Origin of the sequence: Methylobacterium aerolatum, from assembly GCF_022179085.1 — a bacterium.
In the GTDB taxonomy this organism is placed as follows: Bacteria; Pseudomonadota; Alphaproteobacteria; order Rhizobiales; family Beijerinckiaceae; genus Methylobacterium; species Methylobacterium aerolatum.
In genome coordinates this window covers 30,510-46,862 of record NZ_BPQE01000004.1, presented here as the reverse complement: position 1 = coordinate 46,862, position 16,353 = coordinate 30,510, and the positions used below count along the sequence as shown (strand labels likewise).

At 70.8% G+C, this 16,353-nt stretch carries 15 protein-coding genes; 9 read left to right on the top strand and 6 right to left on the bottom strand.

All coding sequences use genetic code 11. The features are described from left to right. Window positions 1-30 precede the first annotated feature (30 nt). Entirely contained in the window at window positions 31-942 is a 912-nt protein-coding gene (locus MFF06_RS02675) for a metallophosphoesterase family protein (RefSeq protein WP_238201465.1), read from the top strand. Window positions 943-983: 41 nt separating this feature from the next. Here MFF06_RS02675 and MFF06_RS02670 read toward each other — a convergent pair whose 3' ends face one another. The 3 genes from MFF06_RS02670 to MFF06_RS02660 all read right to left on the bottom strand — a co-directional run bounded on the left by MFF06_RS02670 (window position 984) and on the right by MFF06_RS02660 (window position 3,973). Then, complete coding sequence (locus MFF06_RS02670; RefSeq protein ID WP_238201464.1) at window positions 984-1,130, bottom strand: hypothetical protein; 147 nt, start codon at window positions 1,128-1,130, stop codon at window positions 984-986. A gap of 403 nt (window positions 1,131-1,533) precedes the next feature. Next, the gene (locus MFF06_RS02665) at window positions 1,534-3,078 is read right to left on the bottom strand and encodes an acetolactate synthase large subunit (protein WP_238201689.1); all 1,545 of its coding nucleotides are present in this window, start codon (window positions 3,076-3,078) and stop codon (window positions 1,534-1,536) included. A 154-nt stretch (window positions 3,079-3,232) separates the two neighbouring features. Then, complete coding sequence (locus MFF06_RS02660) at window positions 3,233-3,973, bottom strand: sigma-70 family RNA polymerase sigma factor (protein ID WP_238201463.1); 741 nt, start codon at window positions 3,971-3,973, stop codon at window positions 3,233-3,235. A gap of 213 nt (window positions 3,974-4,186) precedes the next feature. Between MFF06_RS02660 and nthA the strand changes: the two genes are divergently transcribed. The 3 genes from nthA to MFF06_RS02645 are packed head-to-tail and all read left to right on the top strand — an operon-like array spanning window position 4,187 to window position 5,825. Then, the gene (gene nthA, locus MFF06_RS02655) at window positions 4,187-4,831 is read left to right on the top strand and encodes a nitrile hydratase subunit alpha (RefSeq protein WP_238201462.1); all 645 of its coding nucleotides are present in this window, start codon (window positions 4,187-4,189) and stop codon (window positions 4,829-4,831) included. Then, complete coding sequence (gene nthB / locus MFF06_RS02650; RefSeq protein ID WP_238201461.1) at window positions 4,828-5,487, top strand: nitrile hydratase subunit beta; 660 nt, start codon at window positions 4,828-4,830, stop codon at window positions 5,485-5,487. The genes nthA and nthB overlap by 4 nt, the downstream gene beginning before the upstream one ends. Then, entirely contained in the window at window positions 5,484-5,825 is a 342-nt protein-coding gene (locus MFF06_RS02645; protein ID WP_238201460.1) for a nitrile hydratase accessory protein, read from the top strand. The genes nthB and MFF06_RS02645 overlap by 4 nt, the downstream gene beginning before the upstream one ends. A gap of 98 nt (window positions 5,826-5,923) precedes the next feature. Here MFF06_RS02645 and MFF06_RS02640 read toward each other — a convergent pair whose 3' ends face one another. Next, window positions 5,924-6,790, bottom strand: coding sequence for an MBL fold metallo-hydrolase (locus MFF06_RS02640; RefSeq protein WP_238201459.1), 867 nt, complete (start codon window positions 6,788-6,790; stop codon window positions 5,924-5,926). 231 nt (window positions 6,791-7,021) lie between these two features. Here MFF06_RS02640 and MFF06_RS02635 point away from each other — a divergent pair, with 231 nt between their 5' ends. The 4 genes from MFF06_RS02635 to MFF06_RS02620 all read left to right on the top strand — a co-directional run bounded on the left by MFF06_RS02635 (window position 7,022) and on the right by MFF06_RS02620 (window position 13,713). Further along, complete coding sequence (locus MFF06_RS02635; protein WP_238201458.1) at window positions 7,022-7,237, top strand: hypothetical protein; 216 nt, start codon at window positions 7,022-7,024, stop codon at window positions 7,235-7,237. A gap of 107 nt (window positions 7,238-7,344) precedes the next feature. Further along, on the top strand, window positions 7,345-10,770 hold the full coding sequence (locus MFF06_RS02630; RefSeq protein ID WP_238201457.1) for an acyl-[ACP]--phospholipid O-acyltransferase: 3,426 nt from the start codon (window positions 7,345-7,347) through the stop codon (window positions 10,768-10,770). A 161-nt stretch (window positions 10,771-10,931) separates the two neighbouring features. Further along, the gene (locus tag MFF06_RS02625) at window positions 10,932-11,984 is read left to right on the top strand and encodes a cytochrome-c peroxidase (RefSeq protein WP_238201456.1); all 1,053 of its coding nucleotides are present in this window, start codon (window positions 10,932-10,934) and stop codon (window positions 11,982-11,984) included. A gap of 676 nt (window positions 11,985-12,660) precedes the next feature. Continuing rightward, window positions 12,661-13,713, top strand: a complete 1,053-nt coding sequence (locus tag MFF06_RS02620) for a hypothetical protein (protein ID WP_238201455.1) — start codon at window positions 12,661-12,663, stop codon at window positions 13,711-13,713. 42 nt (window positions 13,714-13,755) lie between these two features. On the opposite strand, the gene MFF06_RS02615 is transcribed toward MFF06_RS02620, so the two are convergent. Together MFF06_RS02615 and MFF06_RS02610 are read right to left on the bottom strand one after the other, a co-directional pair. Further along, entirely contained in the window at window positions 13,756-14,457 is a 702-nt protein-coding gene (locus MFF06_RS02615; protein ID WP_238201454.1) for a MarC family protein, read from the bottom strand. 122 nt (window positions 14,458-14,579) lie between these two features. Beyond that, complete coding sequence (locus MFF06_RS02610) at window positions 14,580-15,314, bottom strand: class I SAM-dependent methyltransferase (RefSeq protein WP_238201453.1); 735 nt, start codon at window positions 15,312-15,314, stop codon at window positions 14,580-14,582. 185 nt (window positions 15,315-15,499) lie between these two features. Here MFF06_RS02610 and gloB point away from each other — a divergent pair, with 185 nt between their 5' ends. Next, on the top strand, window positions 15,500-16,276 hold the full coding sequence (gene gloB / locus MFF06_RS02605) for a hydroxyacylglutathione hydrolase (RefSeq protein WP_238201452.1): 777 nt from the start codon (window positions 15,500-15,502) through the stop codon (window positions 16,274-16,276). Window positions 16,277-16,353 lie beyond the last annotated feature (77 nt).

Below are 16,353 nucleotides of genomic sequence, written 5' to 3'. Positions count from 1 at the left end.
CGAAGGGCGCGCCGGAGCGGTGAACCCGAATTGACCTTTCGCCTCGCCCATCTCAGCGACCCGCATGTGGGGCCGCTCGGTCGGCCCCGCCTCAGCCAGCTCTTCGGCAAGCGGGCCACGGGCTATGCCAACTGGCGCCGGGGCCGCTCCCGCAGCCACGACATGGCGGTGCTCTCCGCCCTGGTCGCCGATTTGCGGGGGCAGGGGGCGGCGCACATCGCCTGCACCGGGGACCTGTGCAACATCGGCCTGCCGAGCGAGTGGGCCACGGCGCGCTCCTTCCTCGACGCCCTGGGGACGCCCGAGGCGGTGAGCTTCGTGCCCGGCAACCACGATGCCTACGTGCGCGGATCGCTCGAGGGCCTGCTCGACGCCTGCGGCCCCTACACGACGGACGATACCGGATCGGCCGGGCGCTTCCCCTACCTGCGGCGGCGGGGGGAGGTCGCCCTCGTCGGCCTGTCGAGCGCCATCCCGACGAAGCCCTTCGTGGCGAGCGGGCGCCTGGGAACGGCGCAGCTCGCCGCCGCCGAGACGCTGCTGCGGACGCTGGCGACGGAGCCGGGGCGGCCCTGCCGCGTGGTGATGATCCACCATCCGCCCCATCCGGGGGGCGCGAGCCCGGGGCGGGAACTCAAGGATGCGGGGGCCTTCGCGGCGATGATCGGCCGGGTGGGCGCGGATCTGATCCTCCACGGGCACAACCACGTCCTCAACCTCGCCCGCCTCGCCGGACCGGGGGGCGGGCGGATTCCCGTCGTCGGTGTCCCCTCGGCGTCGGCCCTGCCGGAGGGCCATGGCGGCCTGCCGAACCGCCGGGCGAGCTACCTGCTCTTCGAGATCGCGAGGGGCGGGGCGGGCTTCGCGATCACGGCCCGCCGCCGGGGGCTCGGGGCCGACGGCGCCATCGCCGATCTCGGCCCCTTCGCGTTGGAGCCGTGATCCGCCCCGCGGGGCGGATCACGCGGGGTCGCGGGACCCGTTCAGCCCTCGGGGAGGGCGGCCTGGGGCAGGCTCGCCCCATAGCGCTCCGCCTGCTCGCGGGTCAGTCCGCTGGCGAGGGCGCGGGTGCCGCGATAGACGGTGTAGGTGCCGTCGTGGGTCGGCCTGACGCGGATGATGTCTTGCATGGGATCCTGCCTCTTGCTGGAGGGAGCTGTCGCAGGGTGTTCGTCTCAGACTCATCGAAGGGAGGCCGCGGCACGGGCCGGGGCCTCGGGTGGTCGAACGCGCGTTGGGCCGGAAGGTCATGGATCACGCGAGGTCTGGCAAGCCACGCCTGCGTCAAAGTACGCAACTTTCTCCGCTGCGCTGCGGGAAATTGTTGAGAGAGCACGCAATCCACCGCTGCTTAAAATCGCGGCAGGATGGATGGATTTTGAATTATTGCCTTAGAGCATCAATTCGCCGGCTCGATATTGGGTTTAACCCGAATCTTCCGGTCGCCACGGTGCGGGAAACCCGCACCGTCATTGCTTCGCGATCGCTCGCATGACGGCCCGGCAGGGGATCCCCTCCGTCAGGCACCGGCGCTCACAACACCACCTCGATCAGGAACGGCCCCGGCGTCGCCACTCCGTGCCGGAGGGCGTCGGTGAAGGCGGGAAGCGTCTCGACCCGGCGACCGTCGACGCCGAACCCTCTGGCGAGCGACACCCAGTCCATCGCCGGATCGTCGAGGCTCAGCATCCCGATGGCCTTCGGGCCGGGATTGCGGGCGCCCACATTGGCGAGTTCGCCGCGCAGGATCGCGTAGGCCCGGTTCGACCAGACGATGGTCACCACGTCGAGGCGTTCCCGCGCCTGCGTCCACAGGGCCTGGACGGTGTAGAGGCCGCTCCCGTCCGCCTGGAGGTTGATGACCTTGCGGCCGGGGCTCGCCACCGCCGCGCCGGTGGACATCGGGATCCCCAGGCCGATGGACCCGCCGGTGAGCTGGAGCCAAGTGTGGGGGGCCGATGCCTTGGTCAGGGCGAAGAAGTTGCGGCCGGTGGTGAGGGATTCGTCGCAGATCACCGCGCCCTCGGGGATCAGCGCGCCGATCACCGCGCCGATCGTGTCCTGATCGAGGGGACCGGAGGTCGGGATCTCCGCCAGCGGCCCGGTCTCGGGGGCCCGCGCCGGGGGCGCGTTCACCGCCTCGGCGAGCCGCTCCAGGGCGTCGAGCTGGTCCTGCGCCGGGGTGGCCAGCGTCAGGGTCTCGCAGCCCTCCGGTGCGAGGAGGCTCGGCTTGCCGGGGTAGGCGAAGAAGCCGACGGGCTGCGTCGCGCCGATCAGGACGATGTGGCGGAATCCCTTCAGCGCGGCGATCGCCTCGTCGATCGGGTAGGGGAGGCGCTCGATCGGGACCGTCCCGGCCCCCCGGTCGATGCGGGAATTCGAGGTCATGGCCAGGAGCTTCGCGCCGGTCTTGGCTGCGATCCGGTCGGCGATCACCCGCCCCGGCCCGCGCACCGCCTGATCGCCGAGATGCAGCAACACCGGCTCGCCGCTCGCGAGCGCCCGCGCGGCCGCCGCGACGGCCTCGTCCCCGGCGCGCTCCCGCTCGGGGATCGGCGGAACCGGGGCGACGCCCTCGCCGGCCTCCCAGGCGGTGTTGGCGGGCAGGATCAGGGTCGCGATCCGGCCCGGCGCGGTGCGGGCGGCGGCAATGGCGTCGGCCCCGTCGCGGCCGATCTCCGCCGCGCTCATCCCCGTGCGGACCCAGGCCGACATCGGCCGGGCCAGGGTCTCGATGTCCGAGGTGAGCGGCGCGTCATACTCCCGGTGGTAGGTGGCGTGCTCGCCGACGATGTTGACCAGCGGTGTGCGGGCGCGCCGCGCGTTGTGCAGGTTGGCCAGACCGTTCGCGAGGCCGGGGCCGAGGTGAAGCAGCGTCGAGGCCGGCTTGTCGGCCATGCGCGCATAGCCGTCCGCCGCGCCGGTGGCTCCGCCCTCGAACAGGCAGAGCACGCAACGCATCCCCTCGACCCTGTCGAGGGCGGCCACGAAGTGCATCTCCGAGGTGCCGGGATTGGTGAAGCAGACCTCGACGCCCCCGGCGACGAGGGTGCGCACCAAGCTCTCCGCGCCGTTCATCGGCCCGGCCGTCGCCTCACCAGTCGTTTCCGCCACGCCCGTTCTCCCGCACCGCGCCCCCGAGCCCTTATCGTGGCGCGGGAGGGCGCGGGCGCAAGGGGCGTTCGCAGGAGGCGTTCGCAGGAGGCGTTCGCGGGAGGCATCCTTGGCGGGCTCACCCGATGGCCGGCCGTGCCCCCGGTTCCTGGGCAGCGAGGCCGAGTTCCGCGAGCAGCGTCGCCCGCGCGCGGCTGACCCGGCTCTTCACGGTGCCCACCTGGCAGCCGATCCGGTCCGCCGCCTCCTCGTAGGTGAAGCCCTCGGCGCCGACGAGGAGCAGGGCCTCGCGCTGGGCGGCGGGAAGGCGGCCGAGGCGGCGGCGCACGGCGAGCAAGGTGCTCGAATCCTCCTGGTCGGAGAGGGCGACCAGCCGCTCGGCATGGGCGCCGTCGGCATCCTCCACCTCGCGCTTGGCCTTGCGCATGTCGGAGTAGAAGAGGTTGCGCAGGATCGTGAAGAGCCACGCGGTGAAGTTGGTGCCCGGCTGGAAGCGGTGCTGGTTGGCCCAAGCCCGCGCGAACGCCTCCTGCACGAGGTCGTCGGCGCGGGTCACGTCTCCGCACAGGGACAAGGCGAAGGTCCGCAGGGCCGGCAGCGTCTTGATGATGTCCGAACGGAAATCGAACAGCACCGAGGCGGGGGCGGCGCCCTCGCCGGGGGGTGGCACCTGCGCGAGCAGCCGATCGAGGCGTTCCACGAGACCCGAAAGCCGCTCCGGCAGCGCCTCCTCCGCCGCCAGGGCGAAGTAGTCGCGCAGGGGCAGGCTCAGGTGCCGGCCGATCTCGCTGGTGGGGGAGGGCGCCGGAGCGGGCGCGTCGGTCGTCTCGTCCGGCCGGACCGGCTGGCTTGGCTGCATGGGCTGCCTCTTGGATACTACATCCTGGAATATCTCTAAAGTCGGCTAGCACCGGCCTCCTGAACCATCGCTAAACTGTCACGGCCAAGTTTGCCGAATCGTCCCGAACATTCTGCCCCGGTTTGTGACGATCCGCAGCCCGCATCGCTCGGCAGCCGGGCCGGGGGTGGCCTCCGCGCCTTCGGACGTGCATTCTGAATGCGAGGAATGGCCATGACCCACCACCATCCGGACCACGATCACGATCACGATCACGGAAGCGACCTCTCGCCCGTCGAGGCGCGGGTGCGGGCGCTGGAATCGCTCCTCGTGGAGAAGGGGTATGTCGAGCCGGCGGCCTTGGATGCCCTGATCGAGATGTACGAGACCAAGGTCGGCCCGCATCTCGGCGCCCGCGTCGTCGCCCGCGCCTGGGTGGACCCGGCCTACCGGGCCCGGCTCCTGGCGGAGGCGACCCCGGCTATCGGCGAACTCGGCATCGGCGGCCGAGGGGGCGAGCACATGGTGGTGGTCGAGAATACGCCGGACACGCACAACATGGTCGTGTGCACCCTCTGCTCCTGCTACCCCTGGCCGGTGCTCGGCCTGCCGCCGGTCTGGTACAAGGCGCCACCCTACCGGGCGCGGGCGGTGAGCGACCCCCGCGGCGTGCTCGCCGAGTTCGGCGTCAGCCTGCCGGAGACCACGCGGATCACCGTCTGGGATTCGACCGCCGAGACCCGCTTCATGGTGCTGCCCCTGCGGCCCGCCGGGACGGAGGGCCTGTCGGAAGAGGCGCTGGCCGCCCTCGTCACCCGCGACGCGATGATCGGCACCGGGCTGCCGCTGTCCCCCGGCTCCGGGGAGATCCGGCCGTGAACGGCGGGCAGGACCTCGGCGGCGGCCACGGCTTCGGCCCCGTGGTGCCCGAGCCGGACGAGCCCGTCTTCCACGGCGAGTGGGAGAAACGTGTCTTCGCGCTGGCCATGGCGATGGGCTTCACCGGCGCCTGGAACCTCGACGGCAGCCGCGCCGCCCGGGAATCCCTGCCGCCCGCGGAATATCTGTCCTCCAGCTACTACAAGATCTGGCTGGAGGCCCTGGAGAAGCAGATCCTGGCGAACGGCCTCGCGACGCGGGACGAGATCGCGGCGGGCCGCGCCTCGACACCGGCCGCACCGGTCGCCCGCGTCCTCGCCGCCGACAGCCTCGCACCGCGTTTCCGGGCCGGCTTCCCGAGCGACCGGGCGCCCGAGGCGCCCGCTCGCTTCGCGGTGGGCGATCCGGTCGTCGCGAGGGTGATGAACCCGGTGGGGCACACGCGCCTGCCGCGCTACGCGCGGGGCCGCCGGGGCCGGGTCGAGGCGGTGCACGGCGCCTTCGTCTTCCCCGATACCAATGCCGCGAAGGCGGGCGAGAACCCGGCTTGGCTCTACACCGTCGCCTTCGAGGCGGCGGAGCTGTGGGGCGCCGACGCCGATCCCGGCGGGCGCGTCACCATCGCCGCCTTCGAGCCCTACCTCGATCCCGCATGAGCGCGCCGCAGCCGCAAGGCCCCTTCGCCGCCCCGTGGGAGGCGCAGGTCTTCGCCCTCGTCGTCTCTTTGCAGGAGGCGGGGCTGTTCACCTGGGGCGAGTGGGCGCAGGCCCTCGGCGAGACCATCCGCCCGGAGGAGGGCGAGCAGGCGGCCGATTACGGGCGCTGGCTCTCGACCCTCGAGCGCCTGCTCGCGCAACGCGGGGTGGCCGATGCCGGCAGCGTCGAGGCCCGCACCGCCGCATGGCTCCGCGCCGCCCATGCCACGCCGCACGGGCAGCCGATCCGGTTGGAGAACGATCCGGGGCACCACGCACACCCGTCTTTGCGAGCGTAGCGAAGCAATCCAGGGAAGCGGGCCGCTTGCAGATGGTGCGGCTCCCTTGATTGCTTTGCTTTGCTCGCAATGACGAGGCGAAGGGCGGGGAAGGTGTGTTACCTCCCCAACTCCTCCAATGGCACCGGCGCCGCATGGGGGCGGGTGGCGAGCATCTGGTCGATCAGCGCCAGCACCTCGGTCCGGCCGCAATTGGCGGCGGGCTCGAAGGGGGTCCAGGTCTGGGTGAAGTCGAGGCGCTCGAACACGTCGCGGTAGCGGCGCAACTCGTTCACCGTCAGCGGTACCCCGCGCACGAAGGCCTTGTGCGCGGAGATCGTCCGCGCCCGGCGGAAATCCTGGGGATCGAGTTCGAACTTCAGGGCGTCGCCGCAGAAGCAGATCTTCCGCGCGCGGTCGAACAGCACCGCATGGCCGTCGAAATGCCCGGCCGTGCGGTGCAGTTCGAGGCCGGGAAGGGGTTCGAGGAAGTCGTCGTAGGGCCAGCTCACCTGCAACGCCGCGCTCCAGGTGAAGTCGGCGGCGGGCAGGCAGAGTTCCGGGTCGAACCGGTCCTGCAGCTGCACCAGCGCGCCGTAGGAATGCGGGTGCGAGGCCGAGAGCACCTTCATGCCCCCGAGGCGAGCGATCTGGTCGAGGGCGGCCTCGCTGAAGACCGGGCAGCCTTCGAAGCCCATGTTCCCGGCCTCGGTCTGGACCAGGTAGGCGGAGGGGCCGATCCCGGAAACGGGCTCGTTCCAGAACCGCCAGACGCCCGGCTCCAGCTCCTGCCAGTGGCAGGGGAAGGCGTCCTGGGCCTCCTTCGTATCGCGAAAACGCCACCCGTCCTGCGGGACGACGTGGCGCGCGTCGAGACACATCGGGCAGGAGGGCGGGGGTTCGAAATGGCGCTGCCAGAACCCGCAGTTGTCGCAGGTGTAGGCGGGAAGCTGCAGGGCGCCCGCGAAGGGCAGGTAACCGGGCATCGTATCGGGTCCTGGGGCGAAGCGGCCGCTGGCCCTCCGCTGAGGGCCAGCGCGGAAACTGGCTTTCCCGGCGGGGATTTCCACCGGCGGCGGCGCGGCGGAGGCGGTTGCGACATCCCAGCGCGAAAATCGGGCTCGACCCCGGCCCCCGTTGCGGGCCAATACTGAGACTGCCGGACGCGGCCCGATTCGAGCGGGCGCCGCGTGGCGCCAGCGCAGGGGAGTGCTCCCATGCCGACAGGTCGTTCCATCAGGCTGCCGGTCGATCCCTGGCCGAGGGCTTCCCTGGGCGAGCGCGCGGCGGTCGGCTCGGTTTTGACCCTCCTGCTCGCGCTGCCCTGCGTGGCGGCGGGGATCCTCGGGCTGCTGGCCCTGGTGCTGACCCAGCACGTGATGCGGTCCTACGATTGCGGGACGGCGATCCGGGCCATGATCGACCGGCGCTGACCCCCGGCCCGTCCCTGCGGGGAAGGCGGGGCGCATCGACGGCAAAGGGCCGGATTTGACCTCGGCGCCGCGCTTGGGCCAGTCATGGCCGGAGCCGGGAGCCCGCCATGTTTCGTTCGCTGATGACCGCAAGGCGGTTCGCGCCACTGTTCTGGTGCCAGTTCTTTTCGGCCTTCAACGATAACTTCCTCAAGAACGCGCTGGCTTTCCTCATCCTGTTCGGCATCGCGGGCGGGGAGGGGGCGGCCCATGAGGGGCACGGCGGCGTCCTCGTCACCCTGGCGAGCGCGGTCTTCATCGGCCCGTTCTTCATCCTGTCGGGCCTCGGCGGCCAGTGGGCCGACCGCTACGACAAGGCGCTGATGGCGCGGCGGCTCAAGTTCGCGGAGATCTTCGCGGCGGGCTGCGCCGTCTTCGGCTTCCTGCTCCATTCGGTGCCGGTGCTGTTCGTCGCGCTCGGCCTGTTCGGGACGATCGCCGCCCTGTTCGGTCCGATCAAGTACGGCATTCTGCCCGATCACCTGCACCGGGAGGAGTTGCCCGCCGGCAACGCGCTCGTCGAGGCCGCGACCTTCCTCGCGATCCTGCTCGGCACCATCGCCGCCGGCACCGCCTCGGCCATGGGCGGGTCGGGGCTGGTCTTCGGCGTGCTGGTGATGGCCTTCGCCATCCTGTGCTGGCTCTCCGCCCGGATGATCCCCGAAACGGGGGAGGGCGCGCCGGACCTGAGGGTCGATCCCAACGTCCTGCGCTCCACGGCGAGCCTGCTCCGCGACCTCTGGGTCGATACCCGGCTCTGGCGCGGCTCGCTGATCGTGAGCTGGTTCTGGCTGGTCGGCGTGGTGGTCCTGTCGCTCCTGCCGGTGCTGGTGCGGGAGGCGTTTAACGGCAGCGAGACGGTCATCACCCTCCTGCTCGCCACCTTCTCCATCGGCATCGCGCTGGGCTCCGGCCTCGCCTCGTGGCTCGCGAGCGGCCGGATCGTGCTGCTGCCGACCCCCGTCGGCGCCGGGCTGATGGCCCTATTCGGCTTCGACCTCGCCTGGACCGTGGCCCACCTGCCCCCACCCCCCGCCGAGGCGGTCGGCCCCTGGGGCTTCCTGGAGGGCGAGGGCGGCCTGCGCACGGTGATCGACTTCCTCGGCCTCGCCATGGCGGGGGGTCTCTACATCGTCCCGTCCTTCGCCGCCGTGCAGGCCTGGACCGACAAGGCGATGCGGGCGCGGATCATCGGCGCGGTCAACGTCATCACCGCCGCCTTCATGGTCGGCGGCACCCTGGCGCTCGCCGCCATGCAGGCGGCGGGCCTGTCGATCCCGGCGCTGCTCGCCCTGGTGGCGGGGCTGAACCTCCTCGTCGGGGCCATCGTCCTGGCGACGCTGCCGACGAGCCCCTTCCGGGACGCTCTCTCGATCCTGTTCCGCGCCTTCTACCGGCTGGAGGTGCGCGGCCTCGACAACATCGAGAAGGCGGGCCCGAACTGCATCGTGGCCCTCAACCACGTCTCCTTCCTCGATGCGCCTCTCGCCCTGTCGCTCCTCGACCAGGAACCGGTCTTCGCCATCGACAGCGGCATCGCCGCGCGCTGGTGGGTGAAGCCCTTCCTGAGGATGACGCGGGCCATGCCGCTGGACCCGACCCGGCCGCTCGCCACCCGCTCCCTCATCAACGCCGTGCGCTCCGGCGAGACGCTGATCATCTTCCCCGAGGGTCGGCTCACCGTCACCGGCAGCCTGATGAAGGTCTATGACGGGGCCGGGCTGATCGCCGACAAGTCCGGTGTGATGGTGGTACCCGTGAAGATCGACGGGCTGGAGCAGACGACCTTCTCCCGCCTCTCCCGGCGGCAGGTCCGGCGGCGCTGGTGGCCGAAGGTGACCGTCACCGTCATGCCACCGCTCCGGCTTAACGTGGACCCCGCGCTCAGGGGCAAGGCGAGGCGCCAGGCGGCGGGCGCGGAGCTCTACGACGCGATGTCCGAACTGCTGTTCCGCACCGCCGACATCGACCGCGGGATCATGGCCGCGCTGATCGAGGCGGGGGACCGCCACGGCTGGCGCCGCAACGCGCTGGAGGACCCCGTCACAGGCCGCCTCACCTACGGGCGCCTCGTGACGGCGGCCAACGTCCTCGGGCGGAAGCTGATGCCCCTCGCCCCCGTGGGCGGGCATATCGGCGTGATGCTGCCGAACGCCAACGGCACCGCCGTGACCGTCTTCGCCCTCGCCTCGGCGGGGCGCGTGCCGGCGATGATCAACTTCTCGGCCGGGGCGGCCAACGTCCTGTCGGCCTGCGCCACGGCGGAGGTGACCACCGTGCTGACCTCCCGCGCCTTCATCGAGAAGGGGCGGCTCGGTGCCCTGGCCGAGGCGATGAGCGCCAAGGTGCGCCTCGTCTACCTGGAGGACGTGCGGGCCGAGATCGGGCTCGGGGACAAGGTCCGCGGCCTCCTCCACGGCCGCAAGCCCCTGGTCCCCCGGCGGGGCGAGGACCCGGCGGCGGTGCTGTTCACCTCGGGCAGCGAGGGCACGCCGAAGGGCGTGGTGCTCGCCAACCGCTGCATGCTCGCCAACGTGGCGCAGGTGGCGGCGCGGATCGATTTCGGGCCGATGGACAAGGTGTTCAACGTCCTGCCGGTGTTCCACGCCTTCGGGCTCACCGCCGCCCTGGTGCTGCCCCTGGTCTCGGGTGTGCCGGTCTACCTCTACCCGTCCCCGCTGCATTACCGGATCGTCCCGGAACTCGTGTACGGCACCAACAGCACCGTCCTGTTCGGCACGGACACGTTCCTGGCCGGCTATGCGCGGGCGGCCCACGCCTACGACCTGCGCTCGCTGCGCTACGTGGTGGCCGGGGCCGAGGCGGTGAAGGAGGCGACCCGCCGGACGTGGCTGGAGAAGTTCGGCCTGCGCATCCTGGAGGGCTACGGCGTCACCGAGTGCGGGCCGGTGGTGGCCCTCAACACGCCGATGTTCAACCGCTTCGGCACGGTCGGGCGGATCCTGCCCGGCATCGAGACCCGGCTCGACCCCGTGCCCGGAATCGAGGAGGGCGGGCGCCTCTCGGTGCGCGGCCCGAACGTGATGCTCGGCTACATCCGGGCCGACAAGCCGGGGCAGATCGAGCCGCCGCCGGAGGGCTGGCACGACACGGGCGACATCGTCGCCATCGACGGCGCGGGCTTCGTGACGATCAAGGGGCGGGCCAAGCGCTTCGCCAAGATCGCGGGGGAGATGGTTTCCCTGGCCTCGGTGGAGGCCCTGGCCACGGAGCTGTGGCCGGACCGGCCGAGCGCGGTGGCCGCCGTGCCCGATCCCCGCAAGGGCGAGCGCCTCGTGCTGTTCACCGAGGCCAAGGAGGCGACCCGCGCCGCCTACCAGACCTTTGCCAAGGGTAAGGGAGCCTCGGACGTGGCGATCCCCGCCGAGGTGGTGGTGATGGAGGCGCTTCCCCTGCTCGGCGCGGGCAAGATCGACCTCATGGCGGTGTCCAAGCTCGCCCGGGAGCGCGCAACCTCCACCGAGGCCGCCTGACCCGCCCCCGGTCGGCCGCCGCGGCCGCCGGGCACAAGTCTGTTCGAAGGCGAAGGTGAACTTGGCCGTCAGACGATCAACGTTGCATCTCTGAGGTTGTTTGGCTGCTGGTCGACCAGATTCACCAATTTTCAACTGACCTTGCGCTAGTGAGGGCAGCGATGTTGTCGATCATGCGGAATATCGGCGCCGCAGCGACGGCGCTCATCACTGTGATCACCGTGTCCGGTCCGGCCGGAACGGTGGCCGATCCTCGGCGCGCCGAGTGGCGGGCGGGTTATCGGGTGCCCGACGCGATCCCCTTCCCCGAGACCAACCCCTACTCGCAGGCCAAGGCCGAACTCGGACGGCGGCTATTCGTCGATCCCATCCTGTCGGGCGCCAGGGACCGGGCCTGCCTGACCTGCCACCAGCCCGGCCTCGGCTGGGCCGACGGCCGCGCCCGCGCCGCCACCCTGGCGGGCAGCAACATGGATCTGCGCACGCCGACGATCCTCAACGTCGCGTGGCAGGACGGCCCCCTCGGCTGGGACGGCAAGTTCCGCGACCTCGAGACGGTGGCGCGCACGCCGATCGCAGCGGCGGGGAACATGAATCTCAAGCTCGTGGATGCGGTGGCGCGCCTGAAGGCGGACGAGAGCTACAGCGCGGCCTTCGCGGCGGCCTTCGGCGACCCGGCGGTCAGCGCCGAGCGGTTGGACCAGGCGCTCGCCACCTTCCAGCGCACGATCGTCGCCAAGCGGGCGCCCTTCGACCGCTGGATCGCGGGCGACGAAGCCGCCATCCCCGAAACCGCCAAGCGCGGCTTCGACCTGTTCAACGGGAAGGCCGGCTGCGCGCAGTGCCATTCCGGCTGGTCCTTCACCGACAACTCGTTCCACGACATCGGCACCGCCGAGGGCAACGACATCGGGCGCGGCCGCCTGATGCCGAAGTCGGTCGCGTTGCGCTACGCCTTCAAGACGCCGACGCTGCGGGACGTGGAGCTGCGCGGACCGTACATGCACGACGGCGCCCTTCCGGACCTCGCGGCGGTCATAAACCTCTACGACCGGGGCGGCATCGACCGCCCGAGCCGTGCGCGGGAGATCAAGGTCCTGCACCTCGCCGCCGAGGAGAAGTCCGACTTGCTGGCCTTCCTCGCGACGCTGACGGGGGAGGGCGAATCGAACGCGCTGACGGCGCCTCTTCCCGTGGATGCACCCAAGCCCTGAGAGGGCGTGGGGACGGTCGAGACGGGGGACGTCGCCCGCGAGCGGAGGAAGACGGCGACGGCGCCTGTCGCAAGGGGACGGGCTGACGACATCTCCGCCCGCCGGGCCACCCCACTCAGGATGCCGCCAGACGCGGCCCTAACAGGTATCCAGTCATTCCAGATCGATGGGGCTTGACACTTGTCCACAGCCCAGGCCGGGCAATGTCGTTTTGGCGCCGAAACACCGGCCGCAAATACTACCCTAGTGAAACAGCGGCAGGCCGGAACCGAGCAGGACCAGGCCCGATACGAAGAAGACACCGCCCGAGGTTTCGAAGGCCTGGGACCGCAAGCCCGCCGAGGGTGCGCGGCCTGCGAGACAGACGCCGAGGCAGAGACTTACGGCGCTCGCCACACATACCATCGCTGACCTCCAGTCCGGACGGGCACCGATTGCCGGCCCACGGAGAATTCTACCCCGCGGACCTTAACCGCAAGCTTCCCGGACCGTTCCGATTCCCGGCGCCGCCCCCCCGCGCGGCCCATTCCCCCCGGTGTCGCTAACGAAGCGTTCCACAACAGAAATCCACAGCGTTAACCATTTGTCTGGACCTGTTAACAAAAGCTTATCGCAAGGGGGCGGATTTGCTCTAAATTGATTTTTATCGAAGCGCCGACGCCGGGGCGAGGGTTTCATGAGACTTCTTGGGAAGAAGGATGGCAGGTTTCTTCCGGCGCTCGCGCTCGCGACTCCAATCAGCCTAGCCTTGACGGCCGAGGCGAACGCGCACGTCAAATGGTTCTGCGCCTACGACGTGGCGGGCCAGCCGAGGGGACTTGAAACCATTCTTTGCTTCGACTTCGAGTGGCTCGTGGCCCTGGCGCTCGGCTGCCTGATGTTCGGCTGCCTCGCGGAAGGGACGCCCCTCGGGCAGGCGCTGCTCAATTCGCTCGACCGCGTGACCTCGCGGATTCGCACCGACACCGAACTCCTGGTGCGGGCGACGGTGGGCTTCTTCTTCGTGTCGCTGTGGGGCCTCGGCGGCATCATCCTGACGCCGGAACTGAAGACCGACGTGGCGTGGATCCCGTGGCTCCAGCTCGGTCTCGCGGCCTGCCTGATCTGGCGCCGCACCATGCCCCTGACGGGGCTGGGGATCGTCTTCCTGTTCTCCTACGCCACGGCGCAGTACGGCCTGTTCCACCTCGCGGACTATCCGGTGTTCCTCGGCGTGGCCACTTACCTGATCCTGCGGGGCCTCGACGTTCAGCCCTTCAACATCCGCCCCCTCGACCTCGTCCGCTGGACCGCCGCCATCACGCTGATGTGGGCGTCCATCGAGAAGTGGGCCTATCCGCAGTGGACCGATCCGCTGATCGCCGCCAAGCCGCAGATGACGATGGGCGCGAGCCCCGAGCTCTTCATGCAGGCGGCGGGCGTCATCGAGTTCACCCTGGCCTTCGCCCTGCTCTGGACGCCCCTGGTCCGGCGGATGTCCGCCATCATCCTGGCCGCCATCTTCGTCTCGGCGGTGTTCGAGTTCGGCAAGATCGACGCGATCGGCCATTCCGGCATCATCGTGGTCCTCCTCGGGATCGCCGCCGACGATGCCCGGGCCGCCGTGCGCACCCGGGACGTGGTCCTCGCCCCGGCGTGGTACGCGGCCTCGCTGGCGGCCTTCCTGGCCCTCTACTACCTCGGCCACGCGGCCCTGTTCGGCGGCGGCGGCACGATCCCGGTGATCTGAGGGCTCGCCCCCCTCCGGCCTCCAAAGGGCCGGGGGAGGCAATCAGCGGGCGATCGACGGGAAGGTGTCCCGCAGGCCCGTGACAAGGATCTGCGTCCCGACGCAGAGGAGGAGGAAGGCGAAGAGGCGCCCGAGCACCCGGGCCCGGGCGGGACCGATCAGGGCGACGACCCGGTCCGCCGAGGCGTAGACCACGGCCACGGTCGCCGCGACGCAGAGGGCGGCCACCGAGACACCCGCGTAGAAGCCGAGCCGGTCGGCGAAGGGCTCGGGCCGGTTGGCGCCGAGGGTGATCGCCACGGCGATGGTGCCGGGCCCCGTGGTGAAGGGCAGGGTGAGGGGGAAGAAGGCGACCTCCGAGAGGGTGCCCTGGATCGGGTCGGCCCGCCGCTCCACCGGCCGGCCGCCCGAGGATCCCGAGGCCTCCGCCTGCTTGCGCGCCTCCCGCGCCTCCGGCCGGTTGAGCTGCGTCCAGGCCGAGGACATCACGACGAGGCCGCCCGCGATCCGCAGCGAGCCGAGGCTGACGCCGAAGAAGTTGAGGATCGGCGTCCCGGCCCAGAGGGCGCCGAGCATGATGAACGCCGCGTAGACGCCGATCCGGCGGGACAATTCCACCCGCTCGGCATGGCTGTAGGCCGACGCCACCTGCGCGAAGATCAGCGATCCGCCGATCGGGTTGACGATGGCGATCAGCCCGGAGAACGCCAGCAGGAATTGCTGGACGGTCGGCTCGATATTCACGGCGTAGCCCTGGTCGTCTGTGTCCGGCGGGCAAGCCCTCCGGCGGGTGCAGGGCGGAGCCCTGCGTCAACCGGGGGCTTTGTCCCTGGACCCCGCCGAAGGACCCGTCCTTTGGAAATCCCTTACCCCGGCACGGGGGCCGGGACGAGGACCCTCGCCGGGGCGAGGCGCTTGGCCCGGCGCACCTGCGCGACGGGGATCGGCCGGTAGAGCTGCTTGGTGGCGTCGATGACGTGCAGGCCGGCGAAGGGCATGGCGAGGCCCGTGCCGAAGGTCTCCCAGATCGGTCCGGTGCGCAGCATCAGGCGCGAGCGCGTCGGCGGCATGTAGAGGGTCTCGGCCCAGCCCTCCGGCGAGAACAAGGTGTCCCGCATCAATCGCCCGAGCTGGGAGCGGCTGTAGGGCTGGCCGTGGCCGAAGGGCGTCGCCTCGCGCCGGGCCCAGATGCCCCGGCGGTTGGGCACCACGAGCACCATCCGGCCGCCGGGCGTGAGGGTGCGCCAGACCTCCTGCAGCAGCTCCGTCGGGCTCTCCACCGATTCGAGGGCGTGGACGAGGATCACCCGGTCGATGGCCGCCTCCGGCAGGGGCATCATCGTCGGGTCGGTCAGCGCCGTGCAGGAGCGTCCGGTCCCCGGCCAGTTCACGACGCCCTGGGAGGCGGGCATGAAGGCGAGGGTCCGCTCCGCGATGCAGTGGACGGGGGCGAGGTAGGGGGTGGCGTAGCCGATCCCGAGAACGCGCAGGCCCGAGACCGAGCCGAGGAACCCGTGGACCGACCGGCCCACGACGCGACGCGTGGTGGCGCCGAGGGGCGAAGCGTAGAAGGCCCGCAGGCCGTTGACGTCGAGGCGCATGGGCGGGAAACGCGGTGGATCGGAACGGCCGGGCGCACGGCCGGCCCGTCATCAATGGTGTCGTCGCCCGTCGAGGGCAAGGCGCGCCGGAACCCGGCCGTCCCGATCCCTGTTCAAGGAACGGCCATGGTAGAGAGCGCGCGTCCCGGCTCCCGGGCCGGACGCGACGGGATGGGCGGAGCGCGATGACGGTGGACGTACAGGTCGAAACCTTCCTCTGCCGGAAGGACAACATCGGCGTCCTCCTGCGCGATCCGTCGACGGGCGCCTGCGCCGCGATCGACGTGCCCGAGGCCGCGCCCGTGCTGCGGGCGCTGGAGCGGACCGGCTGGCGCCTCACGGACATCCTCGTCACCCACCGCCACGGCGACCACATCGACGGCATTCCCGAGGTGAAGGCCGCCACGGGCGCGAAGGTCACGGCGCCGCGCAAGGCCGGCGGGGCCGTCCCGCAGGTCGATGTCGCGGTGGGCGAGGGGGACACCGTGACCGTGGGCAACCTCTCCGCCGCCGTCTGGGAGACGCCGGGCCATTGCGACGACCACGTCACGTATTGGTTCGAGGCGGCCGGGATCGTCTGCGCCGGCGACACGCTCTTCACCCTGGGCTGCGGCCGGGTGCTCGAAGGCCCGCCGGAGGTGCTGTGGCGCTCCCTCGAACGCTTCGCCGCCCTGCCCGGCGGGACGCAGGTATTCAGCGGCCACGACTACGTCCTCTCCAACGGCCGCTTCGCCCTCGCCGCCGATCCCGACAACGCGGCGCTGCGTGACCGTGTCGCGGAAGCAGAAGGAGCCCGGCAACAGGGACGCTTCCTTATTCCTTCGACCCTTGACCGGGAGAGAGCGACGAATCCCTTCCTGCGTAGTCACGACCCAGTATTGGCGCAGTCGGTCGACCTATCGCCCGGCGCCTCGCCCGAGCAGGTGTTCATTTCATTAAGGGCGTGGAAGGATCGCTTTTGAGGGGGTGTTGGTGAGAGAATTTTGTTGCGTTCTCAAATCAAACTGAACATACGACCATAAAGCGGCCACGAAGCCGT